The 22,235-nt window shown below is 34.9% G+C and carries 21 protein-coding genes; 12 read left to right on the forward strand and 9 right to left on the reverse strand.

Annotated elements, in window-relative coordinates:
* Nucleotides 1–70: 70 nt before the first annotated feature.
* Nucleotides 71–1,942 (reverse strand): 7TM diverse intracellular signaling domain-containing protein, encoded by a 1,872-nt coding sequence (locus ACN5L8_RS11690; RefSeq protein WP_419173092.1) that lies wholly within the window; start codon nt 1,940–1,942, stop codon nt 71–73.
* A 140-nt stretch (nt 1,943–2,082) separates the two neighbouring features.
* Between ACN5L8_RS11690 and ACN5L8_RS11695 the strand changes: the two genes are divergently transcribed.
* From ACN5L8_RS11695 to ACN5L8_RS11710, 4 genes are all read left to right on the forward strand, one after another.
* A complete protein-coding gene (locus ACN5L8_RS11695; protein WP_419173093.1) occupies nt 2,083–2,727 on the forward strand; it encodes a DsbA family protein in 645 nt (214 codons plus the stop codon).
* Nucleotides 2,724–3,281 carry a peptidylprolyl isomerase gene (locus ACN5L8_RS11700; protein ID WP_334678182.1) on the forward strand — a complete coding sequence of 186 codons (558 nt, stop codon included), beginning with the start codon at nt 2,724–2,726 and terminating at the stop codon, nt 3,279–3,281. The genes ACN5L8_RS11695 and ACN5L8_RS11700 overlap by 4 nt, the downstream gene beginning before the upstream one ends.
* 99 nt (nt 3,282–3,380) lie before the next feature.
* Nucleotides 3,381–5,216 carry a hypothetical protein gene (locus tag ACN5L8_RS11705; protein ID WP_419173094.1) on the forward strand — a complete coding sequence of 612 codons (1,836 nt, stop codon included), beginning with the start codon at nt 3,381–3,383 and terminating at the stop codon, nt 5,214–5,216.
* Between the two features lie 3 nt (nt 5,217–5,219).
* Nucleotides 5,220–5,879: a Type 1 glutamine amidotransferase-like domain-containing protein gene (locus ACN5L8_RS11710; RefSeq protein WP_114705280.1), complete on the forward strand. Its 660-nt coding sequence runs from the start codon at nt 5,220–5,222 to the stop codon at nt 5,877–5,879.
* A 1-nt stretch (nt 5,880) separates the two neighbouring features.
* Here ACN5L8_RS11710 and ACN5L8_RS11715 read toward each other — a convergent pair whose 3' ends face one another.
* From ACN5L8_RS11715 to cmoA, 3 genes are read right to left on the reverse strand one after another with little or no spacing between them, the layout of a single operon-like run.
* Nucleotides 5,881–6,258, reverse strand: a complete 378-nt coding sequence (locus ACN5L8_RS11715) for a YbaN family protein (protein ID WP_419168233.1) — start codon at nt 6,256–6,258, stop codon at nt 5,881–5,883.
* A gap of 9 nt (nt 6,259–6,267) precedes the next feature.
* Nucleotides 6,268–7,197, reverse strand: a complete 930-nt coding sequence (gene cmoB, locus ACN5L8_RS11720; protein WP_419173095.1) for a tRNA 5-methoxyuridine(34)/uridine 5-oxyacetic acid(34) synthase CmoB — start codon at nt 7,195–7,197, stop codon at nt 6,268–6,270.
* Between the two features lie 15 nt (nt 7,198–7,212).
* The gene (cmoA, locus tag ACN5L8_RS11725) at nt 7,213–7,965 is read right to left on the reverse strand and encodes a carboxy-S-adenosyl-L-methionine synthase CmoA (protein ID WP_419168235.1); all 753 of its coding nucleotides are present in this window, start codon (nt 7,963–7,965) and stop codon (nt 7,213–7,215) included.
* Nucleotides 7,966–8,136: 171 nt separating this feature from the next.
* Here cmoA and ACN5L8_RS11730 point away from each other — a divergent pair, with 171 nt between their 5' ends.
* The 3 genes from ACN5L8_RS11730 to ACN5L8_RS11740 all read left to right on the forward strand — a co-directional run bounded on the left by ACN5L8_RS11730 (nt 8,137) and on the right by ACN5L8_RS11740 (nt 11,083).
* Nucleotides 8,137–8,781: a hypothetical protein gene (locus tag ACN5L8_RS11730; RefSeq protein WP_419173096.1), complete on the forward strand. Its 645-nt coding sequence runs from the start codon at nt 8,137–8,139 to the stop codon at nt 8,779–8,781.
* Between the two features lie 2 nt (nt 8,782–8,783).
* Nucleotides 8,784–9,527 (forward strand): response regulator transcription factor, encoded by a 744-nt coding sequence (locus tag ACN5L8_RS11735; protein ID WP_158536721.1) that lies wholly within the window; start codon nt 8,784–8,786, stop codon nt 9,525–9,527.
* Between the two features lie 104 nt (nt 9,528–9,631).
* Nucleotides 9,632–11,083, forward strand: coding sequence for a sensor histidine kinase (locus ACN5L8_RS11740; RefSeq protein ID WP_419173097.1), 1,452 nt, complete (start codon nt 9,632–9,634; stop codon nt 11,081–11,083).
* A 4-nt stretch (nt 11,084–11,087) separates the two neighbouring features.
* On the opposite strand, the gene grxD is transcribed toward ACN5L8_RS11740, so the two are convergent.
* Nucleotides 11,088–11,474 carry a Grx4 family monothiol glutaredoxin gene (grxD, locus tag ACN5L8_RS11745; RefSeq protein ID WP_114705273.1) on the reverse strand — a complete coding sequence of 129 codons (387 nt, stop codon included), beginning with the start codon at nt 11,472–11,474 and terminating at the stop codon, nt 11,088–11,090.
* A gap of 81 nt (nt 11,475–11,555) precedes the next feature.
* Nucleotides 11,556–12,209, reverse strand: coding sequence for an alpha/beta hydrolase (locus tag ACN5L8_RS11750; protein ID WP_114705272.1), 654 nt, complete (start codon nt 12,207–12,209; stop codon nt 11,556–11,558).
* Nucleotides 12,210–12,318: 109 nt separating this feature from the next.
* Between ACN5L8_RS11750 and ACN5L8_RS11755 the strand changes: the two genes are divergently transcribed.
* Together ACN5L8_RS11755 and ACN5L8_RS11760 are read left to right on the forward strand one after the other, a co-directional pair.
* Nucleotides 12,319–12,966: a 50S ribosomal protein L25 gene (locus ACN5L8_RS11755; RefSeq protein ID WP_114705271.1), complete on the forward strand. Its 648-nt coding sequence runs from the start codon at nt 12,319–12,321 to the stop codon at nt 12,964–12,966.
* Between the two features lie 74 nt (nt 12,967–13,040).
* Entirely contained in the window at nt 13,041–13,487 is a 447-nt protein-coding gene (locus tag ACN5L8_RS11760) for a DUF962 domain-containing protein (protein ID WP_114705270.1), read from the forward strand.
* A 2-nt stretch (nt 13,488–13,489) separates the two neighbouring features.
* On the opposite strand, the gene grxB is transcribed toward ACN5L8_RS11760, so the two are convergent.
* Nucleotides 13,490–14,134 carry a glutaredoxin 2 gene (gene grxB, locus ACN5L8_RS11765; protein WP_334678185.1) on the reverse strand — a complete coding sequence of 215 codons (645 nt, stop codon included), beginning with the start codon at nt 14,132–14,134 and terminating at the stop codon, nt 13,490–13,492.
* A gap of 83 nt (nt 14,135–14,217) precedes the next feature.
* Between grxB and ACN5L8_RS11770 the strand changes: the two genes are divergently transcribed.
* Entirely contained in the window at nt 14,218–16,110 is a 1,893-nt protein-coding gene (locus tag ACN5L8_RS11770) for an MFS transporter (RefSeq protein WP_114705268.1), read from the forward strand.
* An 18-nt stretch (nt 16,111–16,128) separates the two neighbouring features.
* Here the strand turns inward: ACN5L8_RS11770 and ACN5L8_RS11775 are convergent, their stop codons facing one another.
* Together ACN5L8_RS11775 and ACN5L8_RS11780 are read right to left on the reverse strand one after the other, a co-directional pair.
* Nucleotides 16,129–18,120 (reverse strand): alkyl/aryl-sulfatase, encoded by a 1,992-nt coding sequence (locus ACN5L8_RS11775; RefSeq protein ID WP_419173098.1) that lies wholly within the window; start codon nt 18,118–18,120, stop codon nt 16,129–16,131.
* A gap of 116 nt (nt 18,121–18,236) precedes the next feature.
* On the reverse strand, nt 18,237–20,228 hold the full coding sequence (locus ACN5L8_RS11780; RefSeq protein WP_419173099.1) for a transketolase C-terminal domain-containing protein: 1,992 nt from the start codon (nt 20,226–20,228) through the stop codon (nt 18,237–18,239).
* A gap of 268 nt (nt 20,229–20,496) precedes the next feature.
* Here ACN5L8_RS11780 and ACN5L8_RS11785 point away from each other — a divergent pair, with 268 nt between their 5' ends.
* Both ACN5L8_RS11785 and ACN5L8_RS11790 read left to right on the forward strand, forming a co-directional pair.
* Nucleotides 20,497–20,736, forward strand: a complete 240-nt coding sequence (locus tag ACN5L8_RS11785) for a hypothetical protein (RefSeq protein WP_419173100.1) — start codon at nt 20,497–20,499, stop codon at nt 20,734–20,736.
* 66 nt (nt 20,737–20,802) lie between these two features.
* Nucleotides 20,803–22,233, forward strand: a complete 1,431-nt coding sequence (locus tag ACN5L8_RS11790) for an aldehyde dehydrogenase family protein (protein WP_114705265.1) — start codon at nt 20,803–20,805, stop codon at nt 22,231–22,233.
* Nucleotides 22,234–22,235 lie beyond the last annotated feature (2 nt).

A 22,235-nucleotide genomic window follows, 5' to 3' on the forward strand; every position in this document is an offset into this window, starting at 1 on the left:
AATTATATCTATACTATTAGTGTATTTCTAAAACGTGTTTATTACAATAATAGAGGAGAATTATTCTTCTTTAAATAGGAACTTTAAAAGAGACAAGAGTTCCAGGATTTTGGTTTTCAATGATGAAGGTTATGTTTAAGAGTTCAGAATAAGAGCGAATAATAAAGTATCCAAACCCTGATCCTTTCTCTCCAAGTGTACCAATACTTATACCTGTATCATGATGGTTTTTTATTTTTTGAATTTTTTCTTTTTTGATACCAATACCATTGTCAATAATATCAATGACTAAGTGATCGTTCTTAAGTTTTGAATCTATTTTTATGAAACCACCTTCTGGTGTGAACTTAATTGCATTAGAGATGACGTTTCCAATAATTTGATGAGTGAGAATTGGAAGGTTAGAAACGATAACCTGATTTATATTATCTTGGTTAATTTTAAGCTTTATATTTTTTCTATCACATTGAGGTCGAAATATTGTCTCAATATTATTTATTAATTCCTTGAGCGCAAAAGCCTTCATCTCTGGTTTGTTATTTATTAAGGCTTGTTCTGACTTAACATTATCGAGAATATCTTTTATATGGTTTGTCGCTGAATAGATCTTTGGCCAAGCTTTTTTATCATCGACATGGCCTCTTCTTAAGTATCGACTAGCATAACCAGAGATCACAAATAGTGAGTTGGCAATATCATGAGAAAGTACTCTGAGCAGTCGAATATACTTTTGTTGATCAAGATTTTTGATCTTATTAATTTCATTTTCTTTTTTGATTCGATTAATTTTTAACCCTAGTGCAATAGATAACACAAAAGTCTCGATAATATTTCCAAAAAGAATGGAGTGTTGTGTGTAGAAGTTATATTCAATGAGTCCATATGAGGATGCAAAATAAGCAAATGCACTTGCATATAAAATAAGCCATGAAAGTAAATAAACCTTTGACTCTGAGCTTGGACTTTTAAAGTTAATATAAATTGTCGTTCCAAGAACAGTTATACAGACATACAGAATGTATAAGTCAATGACTGTTCCAACTGGAATCGTCCCAATCCATACTTCATTAAGGCTAATGAGTGTGCAGCATATAATCCATATTATTGTAGAGATGATCTTTAAGCATCGAAAAAGTTTTTGATTTATTTTTTCAAAATCTAAAAGCTTATAAGCGAAGGTGAAAGTAAAAAATGCGGCAGATGTACTAAATACACCGAGAATACTTTTTAGAAGATATAAACCTAGTATATTTTGAAGATATCCCGTGAGTGTCATTACTGTTAAGGATACAAAGAATAAGAAACTTGAGTATATGAAATAGTCCGTTTCGCGTACAAGAAAAAATAGTACAAAGTTATAAATTAGTAAGGATAGGATTATCCCAAAGTAGAGTGTATTTAATATGATATGGGCATATTCTGTTTTAAAGAAATTATTTAAACTGTATAGGTTTACTTCAGAGTCTAATCGATGAATAGATTTTAGTTTAACAACGTAAGACTTTTGTTCTCCACTAGGAATATTTACGTAGAAAGAATTGAATAAGCGAAATGTGGATTCTTCCCATGTTTGAGTTTTTGTTAAAACTCCATCATTTAGAAGAAAAAGATTACTCGTATCAATAAAGCTAGATGTAAAGTGGACGGCCCCTTTAAATAGACTACTACTGTCATTTTTAAGGGTTATCTTAAACCAGATATAGTCTTTGGTGTATTCAATATTAATTGAGCTTGCTCTATTAGTATGGAAGTCAGTATTTTGAAATTCTTTATTAGAACTACGTCTTATTGAGATTGCTTTTGTAATGTTAACCTTATCATTTTTTAAAAGGTCAGCTGTATTATTTGTAATTTCATAGATTGAATCATTCGCTGCGCAAATAGAAGGAACTATCATTAGAAAACTAAAGAGAATAATCAATTTTTGATAGCGAAAAAACATATAGATATTATAGGCCTTAATAATACTTATTGAAAAGAATTTGTTTAAGTTCTATCTGTAAAAAATCAGCTAATCTTTCTTTGATAGAATCAATTTGAAAATGTACAATTTGAATATATTTATGCTTTAGAGAGTATCTTATGAAGAAATTGAATTTTTATTTTGATTTTACATCACCATATTCATACCTGAGTATGATGAAAATATGTAACGGCCAATTAGATGATCGTTATGATATCGAGTTTATGCCTGTTATGGTGGGACGTTTATTTGCTTTGAATGAATTATCAGCTCCAGCTCAAGTGAAAAATAAAGCACTTTATCTTTTCAAAGAAGCCTTAAGATCTGCAGATAGACAAGAAGTAGAGTTGACTTCTCCGAGAACCTTGCCATTTAATTCTCTACCATACTTGAGGATGGCATTAGGTTTAAAAGAAGATAAAGTTAAACAAAGAGAATTTATAGTTAAGACTTTTCAATACGGTTGGAGAGATGGACTTGATTATGAAGACTACGATGGGTTTAAAGCATTTATAACTAAAGATTGCTTACTAGAAGCTGAGTACGAAGAATTAGAAAATTCTAAAGAGTTAAAAAAAGAACTTAAGAAATTAATAAACTCTGCGTATGAAAGAAAAATTTTTGGTGTTCCTACATTTGAGGTTAACGATGATTTTTATTGGGGTGATCACAATTTCGAGTCCCTCGCAAAAAAAGAATTTTTAGACTATAATCAACACAAAGAATTTTTAAAGTTCAAAGAATTTTTTAAGGATGAAAAATGAAAAACATAATTAAGTTATTTACAATTCTTCTTTTAAGCTCATTTGTATTTGCAAATACAAAAGTAATCTTAAAGACTAATTTTGGAGATATCACTTTAAAACTTTACGATAAGAAAGCTCCAAAAACTGTAAAAAACTTTCTCGAATACGTAAACTCTGACTTCTATAATGAAACGATCTTTCATCGAGTGATTGATGGTTTTATGATTCAAGGTGGGGGATATGATACAAATCTTAAAAAGAAGAAAACAAATAAGCCAATTGAGAATGAAGCGACTAATGGCCTAAGTAATGTACTTGGAACAATTGCAATGGCACGTACATCGGTAATTAATTCGGCGACTTCTCAATTCTTTATCAATGTTAAAGACAATACTTTCCTTGATCATACAGGAAAATCACCTTCTCAATATGGATACGCAGTATTTGGTAAAGTCATAAGTGGAATGGCCGTTGTTAATCGAATCAAGAAGACAAAAACTGGAAAGAATGGACCATTTCAGAATTTACCAAACACAAATATTGTGATTAAGAAGGCTTACGTCCTCCCTTAAACTTTATTTTGTAGTTAAGAGCTCGGGTATTATACGTTCAGCAATAGCAAATTCTTCGTTTTGAAGAATTCGCTTCATTTTCTGAGATATAATTTATCCATGGGTTCATTAAACTTTAAAAGTAAACCAAAATTAAATTATTCTAAATTTAACCAAATTAATGGGAAGCATCCTTTACAGAAATCTTGTAAGGACGCTTTTATTACATATCAAGCAAGACGCAGACACGGCGGTAAGCTAGCTTTCTTTAATTTTGACCTTGCTAAGGAAATGGGCCTAATTCCAATGTCTCATCCTGAAGAGGTAACACCTGAGTTAGAAGAGAAGATTTTAGAGACATTTTCAATCGTTATTATTAATGAATACGATATTGAAAATGAGATAGAGTTCCCTGAAGAGGATATTTTGCCAAATAAATACATGGCAACACGCTACCTACAATTACAACATCCTAATAAACAGGGAAAAACATCAGGTGATGGAAGGTCTGTTTGGAATGGTGTTGTAAAAAATAAGGGAAAGGTTTGGGATATTTCAAGTCAAGGAACAGGAGCAACGAGCCTTTCTCCTGCTACTCATATACAAAACAAATTCTTTCAAACAGGGGATCCAACAATATCATATGGTTGTGGATATTCTGAGTTTGATGAAGGGCTTGCAACCTTAATGTTTTCAGAAGTTATGAATAAGAATAACTATGAAACAGAAAGATGCTTGGCCATTATTAAGTTTGAAGAGAATATTTCAATAAATGTAAGGGCAAATCAAAACTTGATTCGACCTTCTCATATGTTTAATCACTTAAAACAAAGTAATTATGATGCCCTTAAGGATATTGTTAATTACTATATTGATCGCCAAGAAACAAATGGTACTTGGAAAAACGTCCCTAAAACAGAGAGTAGGCGATATAAATACTTTTTAAAAAAACAGACTGAAGTTTTTGCAAGACTAGCAGCAAACTTTGAGGATGATTATATATTCTGTTGGCTTGATTGGGACGGTGACAATATTCTAATGAATGGTGGAATTATTGACTATGGATCAATTAGACAATTTGGCCTATTTCATCACGAGTATCGCTTTGATGATGTTCAGAGGTTTTCAACAACAATAAAAGAACAAAAAGATAAAGCAAAGTATATCGTACAAACATTTATTCAAATTGTTGACTACTTAGAGAATAAAGAAAAACGTCCAATAAGTGATTTCTATCAATCAACCTTTCTTCGTAACTTTGACAATTTATTTGACGAACAAAAAAAGATTAATCTCTTATCCAAAGTAGGTATTGCTCCTAAGTATCATGAGTTCTTAATAAAGAAGTATAATTACATAATAGAAAGCTTTTCAAAGGACTTTTCATACTTTGAAAGGACTAAGTCAACCTATGGACTATATGAAGTAAGTGATGGCGTTTGTTGGGATGCAATTTTTTGTATGCGTGATATTCTAAGGGAATTACCTCAAATTATTTTAAGTCGCGGAGAGACTATTGGAAGACAAGAGTTTGTTGATATTGCCAAATCTACATATGCGACTCAAGAAGACCTTGTAATCAATTCATACAGGGGAGCTAAAATTGATAGCTTCCAAAAGAATTATATGTCTCTTATAAAAACAATTGCGAGAAAAGAGAATAAGGATGAAAAAGATATCCTTCTTGAAGTCCTAATGCGTTCTTCAATCATTAATAAGTTCGATCGAGTTACAGGAGATAGTATTGCCCGTATTGTAGAATCAATTGTACAAAAACAAAAAAAGTTTGATCCTAATACGATGTTTTCAGCTATGGTTGATTTTAGGGAACATCAAACATTTGATCCTGATAATATTGTTCCAAAACATGAGCGAAACTCTAATACCAAAAAAGAATTAAAACCTATCGTTACTGAATTCCTACAAATTGTAAGAGATTATAGAGAAGGCATCTAAGAAATGAAAATTGGTTTATATGGTGGAGGGGACTTCTGTGATAATGAGGAAATCGATGAGCATATTTTTGAAATGTGTGAAAGTGAAGAGCCAAGTATTACTTTTATCCCCGCCGGTTCATATGAGTCGGAACTAGATTTCGTCGACTTAATTAAAGCATATAAGAAAATCGGTTTTAAAAGGTTTATTCACTTTCCTGTTGACCACGAATTTGATTCAACACTAATGCAAGAAGCTCTTTCAAGTGATGTCATTCATCTTGGAGGAGGTAATACCTTTTACTTTATCAAGCATCTTAGACGAAGTGGTATTTTTAATCGTTTAATTGAATATGCAAATAATGGTGGAATTCTAACAGGTCTTTCTGCCGGTGCAATCATGACAACTCCAAATATAATGACGGCATCCTTTCCTCCGTGGGATCGTGATGATAATGAAGATAATGTACGAAACTTTAAGGCCATGAATTTAGTGGACTTCGAGTTCTTTCCTCACTATAGAAAATCTAAACGATATGATATTGAATTGAAGAGACACTCAATTTTATCTCGATTTCCTATATATGCTTGTCCAGATGGTAGCGGTCTTGTTGTAACAGATGAAGAAATATATGTTCACGGAGAATGTTACATCTTTGAAAATGGTCAAAAATATAAGTTATAGATTATTTACGATGACTCGGTCTAGTAAGTAGGAAGGTAATGATAGATAGCCCAATAAGTGAAATAATGACTTTTATTGTTGGGGCAACATCAACATATATAAGTGAATAACTAAAGAGTGTAATAATCATTGAGATTGCAATAATCTTACTCTTAATTGATACGACGCCATACTTATTCCAATCAGTAATAATCTCACCAAATATTTTATGATTAAGTAACCATTGGTAATACTTTTCACTGCTTCGAGAAAAGCAGTAGGCACTTAGTAGCAAGAATGGTGTTGTTGGAATTAAAGGTAAAAAGACTCCAATTATAGCTAAGGCTACGAATGCAATTCCAAAACTTAAATAGATAATTCTCTTGCTTTGATTGATCATATCTTTTTATTAAAATGTTTTAATAGGTGAAGTAGGCTTCTTCTTGGCCTTGATACAGAACCTCACTGGTGCTGGATATCCTTCTACTGTTTTACTCTTATCATTATCATCTAAAAAATCTTCAAGTGATTGATGTGGCGGAGGACACCAAGGAGTCTTCCTTTGCTCTTCAAAATTAGTTGTAGACACTGATACGACTTCAATATCTATAAAGCCTGTTCGATTAATCCAATTCTTTAAACAAGCTAGGGTTGGTAGGAACCATACATTTCTCATTTTTGAATAACGATCTTCAGGAAAGAGGCAAGTCGAGTCTTCACCAGGTATACCAATTGTCTCCATAATCATTTCGCCACCAGGTACGAGGGCCTCTCTTATTGAGATTAATTGCTCAAGAGGATGACGGTGATGATAAAGAACACCCATAGAAAAGATCACATCGTAGAAAGATCGAAAGTTAGGAAGATCTTCAATACCAAATAATTCAAATTTTAAATTATCATGCCCTTTAAAGTGATTAATAAAATCAAATTGGGCCTGGTTATGCATAACGGGATCGATTCCAATTACAAGTTTTGGATCTTGTTTGGCCATCTCAAACATATAGTAGCCATTGTTACAGCCAACATCGAGAACAACCTTGTCTTTTAAATCAGGAAGAGATTCCTTGAGACGCTCCCATTTCTTATCAGATCTCCATTCAGCATCAATATCTAATTCACCAATTTGAAATGGTCCTTTGCGCCAAGGAATTAGCTCTTTGGCCGTTTCAATTGTCTCAGTCGAGTTAAGCTTGAGTGAAGGAATTCGATCAAAAATTGCTTTGTATTCTTTTTGGTACTTTGTACGAAACTCATGAAGCTTTGCTTTCTTTAGCTCTCTTAAAGACTCTATATCAACACGATTACCAAATTTTTCTAAATATTCTAAATTGTCCATTTTCTCTACTTAATTCTACTTGATACAAAGATAACAAGAAAAGTTATACCATCTAAAAATCATCTCAGACTTCTCAAAGCCAGCATCATTTAACATCTTCATCTGTTGTTGTGGAGTTAAAGGCTTTAAAACATTTTCAAGGGCCTCTCGTTTTTGAGAAATCTCCATTTCACTATATCCATTTCTTCTTTTGAAGTCATAGTAGAGGTCAATGAGTAAATTATCGATCTGCTCATCTTGGCAAATAATTTTCTCTGCCAGAATGAAGCATCCATTCTCATTTAGTCCATTATAGATATTTTTTATGACCTCAAGTCTTTCTTCCATTGGAAGAAATTGAAGAGTGTAATTCATGATAACCATGCCTGCATCTTCAATCTTTGTCTCTGTGATAGATTCTTCTTTTAGTTCGACATTATTTTGAAGTCCGTGGGCATTAAGCTTTTGTGAAGCTTTCTCTAGCATTGGCTTAGATGTATCAATCCCGATAAACTCTGGAAGGGGACGATCATTTTGTCTAAAGTGGTCTGCCATTAAAAGCATTGTTGTTCCTGTTGAGCATCCTAGGTCAAAGACTTTTCCACTCTTATAGTAACGACGAGTCAGATCAATAATGATCTTATGAATTTCATGGTAATTTGGAATACTACGAGACACCATGTCATCAAATACTGATGCAACATTTTGGTTAAATTCAAAATCAGAGATCTTCTCAATTTTATTGGCAAAGACCTTATCTTCGCCATTGTTCATAAATTTGTTTGTCATGGGCCGAAATTAGAATAACTTTCGGCCATTGTCCAATTTATCTATAAAATATACCTACTAATCTACTGTAATTTCATATAGTTATTGTGCCGCGTGAAATTTCACTTTGAATAAGTAATTTTTATTGGTATGTAAACAAAATATATTAAAGACAGTAACAACGCAGGTATTATGACAAAAGAAATTAGTAAAGGTGAAGCCTTTAATGAAACGCTAAGAGTTTTGGCCCATGACTACTCTGGACATATGCATCTCATTAGATTCTGTATCGATGAGATTTTACAAAAGCAAGACCCAGAAAATCCATTCGTTAAAAGACTTAATCAAGGTCTTGAAAGATTTCAATCAGATCTCGATTTGCTTAAGCAATCGACTCCATATTTTTTAGAAGAAGAAGTTCAAATAAGTAAAATTGCTTCACGTGCATTTGGCCAAGGCCGAATTTATTTAAAGAAGCATTTTGCGGATTTAACTTGGTCTATTGTTGGTGATGGCAGTATTGAAGCAAAGAATGCTAACACTTTAAGTGAAGGACTGTTCGCTTTTGCCCACCTATTTTCTACATTAGCAAAAAAAGAGGGAAGAGATTCGATTCATATCACCTTAGAAATTAAAGACGGGTTAAGAAAATTAATATTTCTTAAGTCAGATTTAAACAAATACTTAAGACAGGACCTCGATTCCATCTTAAACTTAGGTGACGAAAACGAAAAAACATTGAGAAGATACATCGGTGTCGAAAACTTTGTGGCCAAGGGTTGGGAATACGATGTGCTCGATGGGGAAAACAATTTATCGGTGAGGTTAAAATTATGACAATGGCAACAGACAAGGAAATTTGGATTTTAGAGGATGATGAGGGATGTCGTTTTGTATATGAACAAACTTTAGTTCATCGCTACAACAACTTAAAGTTTTTTACTTCTATTGAAGATTTTCAAAAGGCTTTAAGTGAAACGGAAAAGAACCCAGCATTAATCATTGCTGATTTAATGTTAGATGATGGGAACTTTATGACTTACTTAAACCATTCTAAAGATCGACGTTTAATGGTAATACCATTTATCATCGTTTCTAGTATTGATGATATCGATGCTCTAAGATTCTGCTTTATGGAAGGCGCACTAGATTACTTAACAAAACCATTTAAAAAGAATGAACTAATCGTGAAGATTGAAAATGTCTTTAACGGTAGTCCACGTCGCATGGTTCAACCAATTGCACATAAATCGATGCTTCTTGATGGAAAAGAAGTTGAGCATTTAACAAGTAAGCAAAAACAACTACTGGGTCTATTTATTAATTCTCCACATCGCATCGTAAGCCGTGATGACATTTTAGATAATGTATGGGGAGATACAACGGTTCACCCTAAAACAGTTGATGTTCACTTATATAACTTAAGACGTAAACTACACGACTATGGTTATATTATCCGCTCTGAAGGTGGAGGAAAGTGGTCATTAATACCTGATACATATGAAAAATCTGCATCAAGTAATGACGACAGTCATAGTGCAAGTTCTTCAGGTGATGAGCAATCATCTGTATCATCTATGTAATACAGAAAATAAATAATAATAGTGAATTCTCCTATATTTAACTATAGGGGAATTCCTGTTTTTTTGAAGTTGTTGATTTAGTATTTAAGCTTACGAGACGCCAAGTGAAAGAGATTAGTAATAACTTATCAAAAGAGTTATTCCATTCAGATGTTTTCTACAGCCACATCGACTTTGATGGAACTTATATACATTTAAGTGAAGTCTATATGGGCTATGGAATTGTTGTTGGAGACTCAATTCTTGAGACTATTATTCCAGCAAAGCGAAAATTCTTCGAAAAACAAATAGCCGAAGCACGCAAAGGTGAAATCGTGCACTTTTTCACTGAAACGCGAAATCGATTAGAAGAAATTGATAAGTGGGAGATGTGGCTACAACCATCATATTCAGCAGATGGTAATTTGATAGAGTATATAGAGGTTTTTAGTCGTAACTTAAATGCAGGAACAGAAAACTTTATTTCATCACTATTTAAGAACTTCTATACTGCAACAGATGATGACCTTTATATCTTAAATGATGAATTATATATTTTAGATATAAATAAATCATCAAAGAATGGTGATATCGGTAAAAGCTTTTCTGAAATTATGGAAAGAGATGATGATTATCTCTTTTTTCTAAATACATTTGAACAGGCCAAACGACTAAATGGAGTGGCCCTTAAAGTCACTCATCCAATACGAAAAAGTAATAGAAATCAAAAACGCTATTGTCGTATTAGTGTAACGTATATGATTATTCAGGGTGTTGGGCGCTATATGCTACAGATTCGAGATGTTCATCAAGAACACTCAAATCGATTAGCACTCAAGATTCAAGAAAAGCAATTTGAAGAGTTTGAAAGATGGCGCTCTCTTGGACAGATGTCTGCTGGGATTGCCCATGAAATAAATAATCCACTTTGTATTATTAGAATTCAAGCTGAACAATTATTAGATCGCCTTGGTAGTCAAAGAAATGATATCGATCCTTCTCATTTAAAAAAGCTAGATAGTATTGTTAAGCAAGTTGATCGAATCGAAAATATAGCAAATAGTTTAAAGATTTATTCTCGTTCATCAAACTCTATTTCTAAACAGACTCATTATCTTGATGATTTAATTAACGATACACTAGGCCTCTTTCAAGCTCAAACTGGTCGCGAAATCTATATTGATTATAAAAATAATTTTAAAGAACTTGAAATTGAATGTAAGAAGAATGAGTTTTACCAGATTATTTTAAACTTATTGATGAACTCTTATCAAGCAGTTCAAAAGTTCAACTCTTTAGAAAATTGTTGGATTAAAATTTGGATAGAAAAAACAATTTTAAATCAATATGTCATTTATATTCAAGATGGTGGTAATGGAATAAAGAATGAAGTTGTAAAAGATATCTTTACACCATTTTTTACCACTAAAGATGTCGGAAGTGGAACAGGGCTTGGCCTGAGTATTTCAAAGAAGCTTGCTTTGGAAAATGGAATGATTTTAGATTTTGAAAAAGACTTTAATTATACAACATTTTCAATAACACTAGGCTTAGATACAACTAAGCCTAGTGAGTAATTTCTTATTTTAAAACTTCTTGAAGTTGTCCAGATTGAAACATTTCTGTAATGATGTCATTACCACCAACTAATTCACCCTTGTAGTATAATTGTGGGTATGTTGGCCAATTTGAATAGGCCTTTAATCCTTCTCTAATATCCATATCTTCTAGAATATTAAAAGTCTTATAAGGCTTACCAACTGAGTTTAGCATTGCAATAGTATTTGCAGAGAAACCACACATTGGCATGTCAGGAGTACCTTTCATAAAAAGAAATAGATCTGCAGAATTAATTAATGATTTAATTTGCTCATTAAGCTCTGAGTTCTTATCTACATTTGAAACGGCCTCACCTTGATTAATTGGTGTCGATTCTTTTCCTAAGATATTAAATGGGTTATCGCTCATACAAGATTCCTTTTTTTATAATTTTCTCTATCTTACCTAATAATAGAGGCTTTGAAAATGGCCAATGGTAAGTAGTTAATATTAAAGACGTTCGTTGAGCCAGAGTCTCAATTGCATGATTTCATCGATGTCGATATCATGCTCCATTTCATATTGATAAAACTCTGAACTTGCACCAAGCTTGTTGATATGATCAATTCCGGCCTTCGTTTGATTGATATCTATGACTGGATCATTAGTACCATGAGCACAGAAAATATCAGTTTCTCTTAGGCATTTGCTGAGGCCCTGGGGAAGTCTTTCGGGATAAATCCTTGGGGACATAAGAACTATTCCACCTAATTTGTGCTCAAGCTGGTAAGCGGTTTCAAGGCTTACGCAACCTCCCTGTGAAAAACCAGCAAGGAAAATGTCTTCATAATCAAGTTGTTCATTTTGTTTAACCAAGTCATGGATTAGGCTTTTTATAATAGAGACACTATTTTCGATTCCAGGGATTGGATCCTTAGGTGGAATGTCATACCAACTGTAGCCAAAATAGTATTTCTTAGGAGCATTCAATAGAAGATAGCTTAGCCCAGTCACATTCACTTCTTTAGCAAATATTTTATAAGACTCAAGTGAGTCGCCAAGGCCATGCATGAGGATCATGACTTTTTGTGCACTGGTTGGAGCAATATCGCTTGAAGGTATATAGAAAGAGTCAAGTATTGGGGTGTGTTTTAGTGTTTTCATAGGGAAAAAATAGGAGATTGTTCGTTTTTATTCAAGTTTATTCTAATTTTTTTTTATGAACGGTCGATAGAATAGTATCTACTGAATCCACGGAACACAGGAGGAAAATGTGTCAACAACTGATATTCTAAAAGTTGAAAAAAGAGATGTAGGAGCTTCAACAGCTCAAATGAGAAAAGAAGGATATATTCCAGGCGTAATCTTTGGAAAAGATTTTGATGGTGCTAACTTTAAAGTACCTAAAGTTGACCTAGCGAAATTTCTTCATAATTCAGGGAAAGTTTTTGAAGTAGAATTTGCAGGGAAGAAACACCTTGTAACTCTTAGTCACGTACAAAGAGGGCATCTAGGAACAGATTTTGTTCATTGCTCATTCCATAAAGTATCTGCAAAAGATAAAGTTTCACTTTCTCTTCCAATTCACTTCATTGGTGAAGCTGCTGGTATCAAGCAGGGTGGTCTTGTTAACATTAACTTCCACGAAGTTGAGGTTGAAGGTCTTCCAAAAGATATGCCAGAGTACCTTGAGTTTGATCTATCAGGACTTGAGCTTGATGAAAACTGGACTCTTGAGCACTTCACACTACCAAAAGGTCTTACTTGGGTACACGATGTAACAGATACAGTTGTTACTTGTTCAATGCCAAGAGTTGAAGTTGAGCCAGAAGTTGAAGAAACTGAAATGGTTGTTGAAACTCACGCTGATGCAGAAGCAGCAGCTGAAGAAGCTCCTGAAAAAGAAGAAGCAGCTTCATAAAATAACTTAATCATCTTATGTTATTATATAGGGAGACGGTTAGGTCTCCCTTTTTTGTATCGGAGAGCTTTGTTATGAGGAGTTTAGAAACCTGGTTATCACTATATGGCCAATCCCATCAAAATCGTACTAACCAACGAATTCATGAGGTCTGTGTACCTTTGATCACTTGGTCATTACTGGGATTGTTGTGGGCCATTCCTACTCCTGAAAGTTTCGGTGCTTTTAACTGGTCCTGGCTCTTTGTCATATTGGCAAGTTTCTTTTATTTAACTTTAAAAAGCTTTAAAGCAATTAGTGTTGCCTTAGGTCTTGTCCTTCCGTTTATGTTCTTAAATCATTTCTACTTGGAGAGTTTCTTAGGAAGCTACTTCTTAATAACTTGGGTTTTAATTTTTGTTGTGGCATGGATAGGGCAATTTATCGGTCATAAGATTGAAGGAAAGAAGCCTTCATTCTTTGAAGATCTTCAATTCCTTCTTATTGGACCTATTTGGGTATTTCTTGGTGATAAATCTTAGCTCTATTTCCAAAAGTCTTCGTGATAGTTGAAGCTTGTTAGCTCCTTTACCTTTTGTAGATAAATATGGATCTGCGGAGGAAATTGATATTCTGGAAAGATATACATTCCCCAGATATGCGAAGCCAGTAGAATATCTAGAATGGTAAATTTATCACTTTCATAAAATGGTAATAACTTACTTGGAAGTTGTCCGAGATTTAGTTCTAAACCTTTTAGAAAGAGCTGCTTGTTTTGAGCAAGAGTATTAAAAGGTCCACGCTTAGCTGATTTCTTATTTATAAAGTACTCGCGAGCTTCTGGAGTGAACTCTTTTGACCACGCCCAATATGGCATGCAGAGGTTGTGAACATCTTTTCCAAGCGCATCGAGATATTGCTCAAGTTGCTCATAACTTTCAGTATCCAATTTGTCTAAATGAAGATCTTTTTCACTTTTTTGCGCTAAAGCCTTAATTATGTCTAAGGATTCGTTCATTATTTCGCCATCAATTTCCATTATTGGTAGCATCTTTTTATTTGTAAGCTTAAGTGGTGTCTCTTCATCATTGTAGTCTAAAACCACCGACTCATAGTCTAGATCGAAGAATCCGAGTGCCATACGTACTCTTACACAGAATGGACAATGGATGTAATGATATAATTTCATATTTATTCCTTTCGGGTATTTGCGTCATGCCGTATCAGTAAATAATAGTACAATATTGTTAAGAATTATTTAAGGAAAAATCCATGTCATTAGCAATGCTATATAAAGAGAGAAAGTTTTGGCCCTTGTTCTGGACGATGTTCCTGGGGGCCGCAAACGATAATGTATTTAAGAATGCGTTAATTATTTTAATTACATATAAGAATGTTTCGTTATTTGGTTTAGGTGCCGAGTCATTAGTTGCTTTTGCTGGTGGTGCATTTATTCTTCCATATGTTTTATTTTCTGCAACATCAGGTCAGATCTCTGACCATTACGATAAAGCACAAGTTATTAAAGTAACTAAGTTTACTGAATTAGCATTTATGGTTGTGGGATCAATTGGTTTTATAACAGAAAGTTATGGCCTATTGATGTTGACTCTCTTTTTAATGGGTGCTCAATCATCATTCTTTTCTCCCGTTAAATTTTCATCGTTAAGAACAATATTAAAAGACGATGAATTAACAACTGGAACTGCCCTTATTGGTGGTGGGACATTTATTGCGATTCTTATCGGTACAATTATTGGGGGACTTGCAGCTGCCGCTCCTGATGCTACAAATGTCGCTTCTTTAGCAATCCTAGGATTTGCAATCTTGGGGATTATTACAGCAAGATTTCAAAATAAAATTAATGATATTAATGAAGATGTAAAAATCGATTATACGTTTATTAAGCCAACTTTTAAGCTCCTGGCCGACTCGATGAAAGATAAGAATTCTTTTCGTGCAATGATGGGAGTTTCATGGTTTTGGTTCTTAGGTTCATTCGTTCTATCAGTAATGCCAGCTATCATTAAAAATGTTTTCTTTGGTAGTGAGATGGTTGCTTCTATTTTTATGGCAACTTTTACAGTCGGGATGGGACTTGGCTCATGGATATGCTCGAAGTTATCTGGTAAGAGAATCGAGGTTGGAATGGTTCCAATCGCAGCCTTTGGTATGTCACTAGCTGTATTTGACCTTTATTATATTTCTACTCAGTGGCCAATGTCTGTTACTGGCGCATTAATGCCACCAGCTGAATTTTTTACGCAGCCAATGGCCATTAGAGCAATAATTGATTTGCTTTTAATTACGATCTTTGGCGGAAACTTCTATATTTCTCAACTAACATTCATGCAACATAGTGCTCCTCTTGAGCGCTTAGCAAGAACGATTGCGGCCAATAATATATGGAATGCTATCTTTATGGTTGTAGCAGCTGTATCAATTATTTTACTGAAGAAATCAGGAGCAACAGCTCTTGATAATCTTGCTATCCTTGGCGGTGTTAATCTCATCTATGCGGCCATTACATATTACTTCTTTCATGAAGAGATGTGGCGCTTCTTCTTTCATATGCTAACGAATGTTTTATATGACATCGAAGTTGAAGGTGAAGAAAATATCCCTAAAGATGGTAAAGTCGTCATTGCTGCAAACCATACATCATTCGTGGATTGGGGAGTGGTTATGAGTCTTTCTCCAAGGCCTATACGTTGGGTAATTGATCACAGATATTATTTCATACCGGGACTAAAGCAATTCTTTATGCAGGGTCATCTTATTCCAATTGCAACACGTAAAGAAAACCCTGAGCTATTAGATAAGGCGTATTCTAAGCTCGATAAGACTCTTCAAGAAGAGCGCTGTGTTGGCTTCTTTCCTGAGGGATGGATTACTCGCGATGGTAAACCTCGTCGTTATCAGCCAGGTATTAAGAAAGTTGTTGAACAAACTAATGCTACGGTTGTTCCAATTGTTATAAAAGGTCTATGGGGAAGCTTTTATTCTTTTTCTGGTAAAGGTGTTTTTAAAGGAATCAGATGGAATTTACTTAAACGCCGAAAGGTGAGGGTAATTGTTCTTTCGCCAATTGGCCCTGATGAGTTCTGCTATAAAGACTTAGAAGATAAAATGGTAAGTGAATATGTAAAGCCTCTGTCATCATAACAGAGGCTTTTTTTATTTTTATGGTGTAACGATATTAAATGTTTTAGGGAATATATCTAAACTACTACTTAATTCATTTAAAGCGTTTTGATCACCATTGAAAGATACGTCATCTCTCTTATTTAGTTGCTTAAATGTAGCTGCACCCATTGCTAGTTCAACAAGTTGAGCATGTTTAATTTCAATCTTATTATCACTACTAGAAGCAAGCTCTCTCTGTTTTTTACTAGGTGCTTTGCTTGAATATGTTAAGACACTATTTCTAAGGGAAATATAGTATCGCTGCTTCTTATCTGTTACATTTAATTCGATTGAAATATCTTTATTCTTGGCTTTCTCACCATTTACTCGAACGGCCAAGTAATCAAGAAGTAATTCCGTATCCATTTCAGCTAGAATAGCAGGTGAGGCAGTGGCCGAAGCAGGAGATCCAACGCCATTTCTTAATTCATATGCTCCTTGTGCATAAAAGTTTCTCCAAGTGGCATTCTCCGCCTGATAGGCAAGCTGTTCATAAGTATCTGCTAAGAGTTGTTTTGCTTTAACATTCTCAGGCTGTGCATACACAAGTTTATTTAGTACTTCTGCTACATATCGATATTCACCTTTTTTAAAGTCTCGTACCGCTAAGTCTAGTACTTTTGCATCTCCACCCATATAGGCAATTGTTTTCTTTGCTGATTCAACTTGTGGAAGGGGATTTAATTCAGCCGGGTTACCATTAAAGAAGCCTAAGTACTTATCATAAACAGCTCTTGTATTATGGCTTAAGCTTCCGTAGTAGCCACGATTTCCAAATTCTTTTGCGATATTAGGATTTAATTTAATACTATCGGCAAGCTCTGTTCCAGTCATTCCTTGATTAAGTCGATTTACAGTTTGATCGTGAATAAATTTATATAAATCTCTTTGAGTTGACATAAAAGAGACGACATTCTCATTACCAAATGTTGGCCAATGATGTGAGCTAAAGAGAACGTCAGCTTTTCCATATTTTTCAAGCGCATGTTGGATATGTTTTGACCACGCTAAACTATCACGTACTTGTGCGCCTCTTAATGTTTGAATATTATGCATTGTATGAGTGATGATTTCTGCACCACAAAGCGCATTACTTCTTGGGAAGTAGGCCATCATCTCTGTTGGTGCTTCTGCTCCTGGAGTGTAGATAAATTCAATAGGAACTCCATCCACAACTAATCTCATATCTTTATCAATTACCTTTGTCGGTCTAGCTATTGCGTATTCACCGTTTGCAACAAAATTTCCTAGACCTGTTCCTATGGGGCCTTGAATATTAAAGTCTAGTGTTCTGGCATACATGTATTCAGCTCTTCTACTCATGGCCGCTCCAGCAATAACATTTTCGCTAACAGACTCATGAGTAAAGCCAACGGGCGCATATACTTTTACTTTTCCACTGTTAAGATCTTTCTTATTGGCCACACCATAGACTCCTCCAAAGTGGTCAAGATGAGAATGTGTGAATATAACGGCCGTAACAGGTCTTCTTTCAACGTGTTTATTAATAAGCTCAAGTGCTGCTCTTGATGTCTCTGTTGCAGTAAGAGGGTCAATGACAATCCATCCTTTTCTTCCTTTAACAAAAGATACGTTTGCAAGATCAATTCCTCGAACTTGGTAGATGTATTCATTAATTTTAAATAGGCCATTGATTGAATTAAGTTGTGATTGTCTCCAAAGACTTGGGTTTACTGTTTCAGGGGCGTCACCTTTTGTTAGATGTGAGAATTTTTTAGGCTCATAGACAACCTTTGTTCCATCTTTTGACATAATGGGACTCTGAACAGTCGCAATGAAACCTCTTTTTGCATCTTCAAAGTCTGACTGATCATTGAAGTCAAGCTCTGAATACAATGCTTGATTTGATTCCTTTGTGAAACTGCTGGCACCTTTTGATTCTTTGTTAAAGTCGTATGATCCTCCTCTTGAACATCCAATTATGATTAGGGTTAAGAGTAAGGGAGTTAAAAGATGTTTACTTTGCATACATTCTCCTTCTATTAATGTAGAAGAATATTCGGATGCAAATCTAAATTGAATGAGAAAAGAAATTCTTAAGAAAAAAAGAAGGCTTCACTATTGAAGCCTTCAAATGTAGATGATTATGAGAATTGATTAATAATTGCTTCTTTATCAAAACCAAACTTTGCATAAAGCTCTTTGGCCGTATAAGAAGACTGACCAAAGTGGCCATCATTACCAAGAGACTTGATTTCAAACTCAAGTCCTTCTTGCTTAAGAGCGTGGCATAACATTGCTCCTGCTCCCGCTGTCAGTTGATGATCTTCTACTGTTACCATTTTATTACCATTCTTAGCTAGTTGATCCTTGAATGTTTTTAGATCAATTTTATTAATGAATGGGTTATTGATAACTGTTACATCTTTTCCTTTAGCTGATAATTCTTCTGCTGCATCGAGGGCACCTTGAACAAGAGGGCCGTGTGTAACAATAATTCCATCTTTACCTTGGCGAAGAACTTGAGCTTTACCCCAAGTGTAGTCTAAACCTTCAGTGTATGAAACTGGATGCTTTTCACGTCCAAAGAAGAATACTGTTGTTTCAGGGGTTTCACCTTTTTCAACGGCACTTTCATAGTTTTTAATCGCTTGATACATTAGGCTTTCAGCTTCATCTTTTGATGAAAGGGCAACAACGCTTGTATTTGGAATACCTGCTACAGCTGAGAAATAAGTTGTTGCTTGGTGAGAAGCTCCATCAGCAGCATCTTGAAAACCTGTGTGTGAGAATAGACAAATTACGGCACCTTGAGAAAGTTGAGACATAATTAAAGGAAGGTTTCCTTTTGTTACACCAAATTGTGCAAATGTATCAACAACAGGAATAAATCCTTGTTTTGCCATTCCAACTGCTGTTGAAACCATATTTGATTCAGCAATACCTACATCAACGTAGTTTGCTGGAAATTCTTTTTGAAATGCTGCAACTCCAGTCGAGCCTGCAAGGTCAGCTGTTACTGAAAAGACTGGTAGTCCTTCTTTTGTCGCTTTAATCATTGCATTAGCTAGACCTGGTTGAACTTTATCAACAGGTGTTGAATTAGAAGAAGACTTCGATTCTGGCTTAGAAGATAAGATTTCATTTGCCCAATTCATAAATTCTTCAGGACACTTATCTCCGCTATAAATCTCTTCTAGGAAAGCAGGAAGCTTTTCATCGTATGCGCCAAGAGGGTAGCCGTGACCACCTGACTTTGCTTCTTGTGTAGATTTAACACCGTAACCTTTAATTGTTTTAATAACGAGGGCAACAGGCTTGGCATCATTTGATTTAGCTTTTGCAATATTTTCTTCAATTGCTTGATAAACTCTTTCTAGATCGTGTCCTTCTTCAACACGTACTAGATCCCAGCCTTGTTCTTGAAGTGAAAGGAAGCTACCTTTCATATCGTAGCTATCTTCTGTAATTCTTCCACCAAGCTTTGTATCATTATCACTAATAATCATTAGGAATGGATTCATTTTTCCTTTCTGTGCAAGGCCTGGAATTGCTGCCATTGCTTCACGGGCCTCTCCTTCCATGCATCCACCATCTGAAATTACACAAATTGTTGCACGGTCATTACCAATGGCCTTATCTGCAAGAGCAAGCCCTTGTGCTTGAGGAAGTCCTGAACCAAGTGGCCCATTAGAAATGAAAACACCTTCTGGGTTTAGGTGAGCTTCACCGTGTCCAGTTAGTTTAGAGTTTATTGAACGAAATCCTCTTAGGCTCTCAAAGTTTAATCCATCAAATCCTAGATTTGCTCTTAAAGCATAGATTCCGTTTTCAGCATGTCCTGCATCGTTTACGAAATTATAATTTTCAAACCAATTTGTTCCACTTGAGAACATGATTGAGTGAAGGGCACTCATCATTTCTGCAAATGCAGCTGGTCCACCCCAGTGACAAGCGGCTCCGCCAATAACAGCATGTTGATTCATTAATGCTACAAGGGCACGAGTTGCTCTTGGATCAGCTAATGTAATCTCTTTTCCGTTTTGGTCTTTGATTGTTGTTGCATAGATTGGTTGTTTTGTTGGTGCTGTTGCTAATTTGTTTTTAACGTTTAATGGCCTGATCTTAGTCGTCATTAATGTCTCCGAATTCATTGATTTTCAATAACTTATAAAAGGTATCATGAGAGAAATTTTTCTGGCCAGTCATTATTTAGGACGGCCAGTGTCAAAGGCTTTTGACAGTTTTCTTTGGCACAATTGGCCCAGAGTGTCAGCGCTAAGTATTTGGAATTATAACTAACATAAATTTTTTAAGTTTTATTCTGAAATGACGATAAAATATATGGAGACAGATATCAATAATTAATATGGAAATTAACTTTAAGAGAAGAGGATTCAAGAGATGTGTGATGCATGTTCAGCCGCTGGAAGAAATTGGTCTCTCGCAAACGGACCGCAGCGTAGTAAGCTAGTTAAGGCAAAAATCTTTTCTGCATTTAACGGAAGAGAGATAAAGGTTAAATTATGTTACTTATGTTCCATCAAACTTTTTATTGGTGGTGAGAAATCATTCTTACGCGAAAACCCCTCATTTAATGTCGAATTAAGCACCCAGCATGCTGGAAGTGAATTTGATTTTTAGATTTTATTATTTGACCCATCAAATTTTATCTAGATAGAATACCACCTTAGACAAGGTGGTTTTTTTATGCGCGAATACTCACAATTTCATTCTTCATTTGTGGCAAACGAGTTCTTGTCCGCAGATGACTCTCTTCATGTTAAAGATAAGTACACTCAAGAAACGTTAGGGGAGATCGGCTTATTATCTCAAGAGCAATTTGATCATGTCGTTAATTCGTCTAAGAAAGCTTTTAAAAATTATCAAGAATTCGATAGTGCACAAAGAAGTAATCTTCTTTTTAAATTAAGAGATGCTCTAGAGGATGAAGCAGATTACTTTGCTGATTTAATTTGTAGAGAAGCAGGTAAGCCAATTAAATATGCACAAGCTGAAATTAGCCGCTGCTTAGAAACAATAAAACTAGCTGCTGAAAAAGCACGTCATCATTCTAGTGAGACACCTGATCTAAGTTATGGACCCGGTGCAGATAAGATGGCCATGATTCAACATGAGCCAGAAGGAATTGTCTTTGGTGTTTCACCATTTAATTTTCCACTAAATTTAGCTCTTCATAAAATTGCCCCAGCTCTAGCTGTTGGCTGCAGTGTTATCGTTAAACCTTCACCGTCAACACCAATTACTCTTTTAGCTTTTGCCAAGCTCCTTTCAACAGTTGGTTTTCCAAAAGGTATTTTAAATGTCGTTGTCTGTGAAAATGAAGTAGCACAATTATTCTTAGAAGATGATCGAATCAATGTTTTCTCTTTTACAGGAAGTGCGAAAGTTGGTTGGGAATTAAAAGCAAATTGTGGAAAGAAGAAGTGTCTTCTTGAACTTGGTGGCAATGCGGCCGTAATCGTTAATGATGTGGATGAACTTGATGAAGTTATTCCCAAAATTGTTAATGGTGCATTCTTATATGCTGGCCAAATTTGTATCTCTACTCAAAGAGTTTATATTGCAAGTGAGATTTACGAGGACTTTGTTTCAGCATTCTTGGAAGAAGTTGAGATGGTTGCTTCAGGAGACCCTAGTGATAAGCTCATCACAAATGGGCCTGTTATCAATGCAGCAGCACTTGAGCGCATCCATAGCTGGGTACAAGAAGCTATCAATAAAGGAGCCGATCTTCTATGTGGTGGCCATGTTATCGATGAAGAACATAATATCTATGCACCTACGGTTTTAACGAATACTGATCCTGATATGAAGGTAGTAAGCGAGGAAATCTTTGGTCCGGTCGTGATTCTAGAGCCTTATGACTCATTTTCTGAGGCAATTGAACTTGTAAATGATTCAAAATATGGCCTACAAGCTGGTGTTTTCACAAACAGCTTAGTAAATATGAAAGAGGCAAGTCGAAAAATTAAAGTTGGAGGATTAATCTTCAATAATATTCCAGGATTTCGTATGGATGCAATGCCATATGGTGGAATTAAAGACTCTGGTCTTGGTCGCGAGGGAATTGCTTATGCAATGGAAGATTACACTCGTAAAAAACTAATCTTATTTTAGGG

Origin of the sequence: Halobacteriovorax sp. (assembly GCF_048381875.1) — a bacterium.
Taxonomy (GTDB): domain Bacteria; phylum Bdellovibrionota; class Bacteriovoracia; order Bacteriovoracales; family Bacteriovoracaceae; genus Halobacteriovorax_A; species Halobacteriovorax_A vibrionivorans.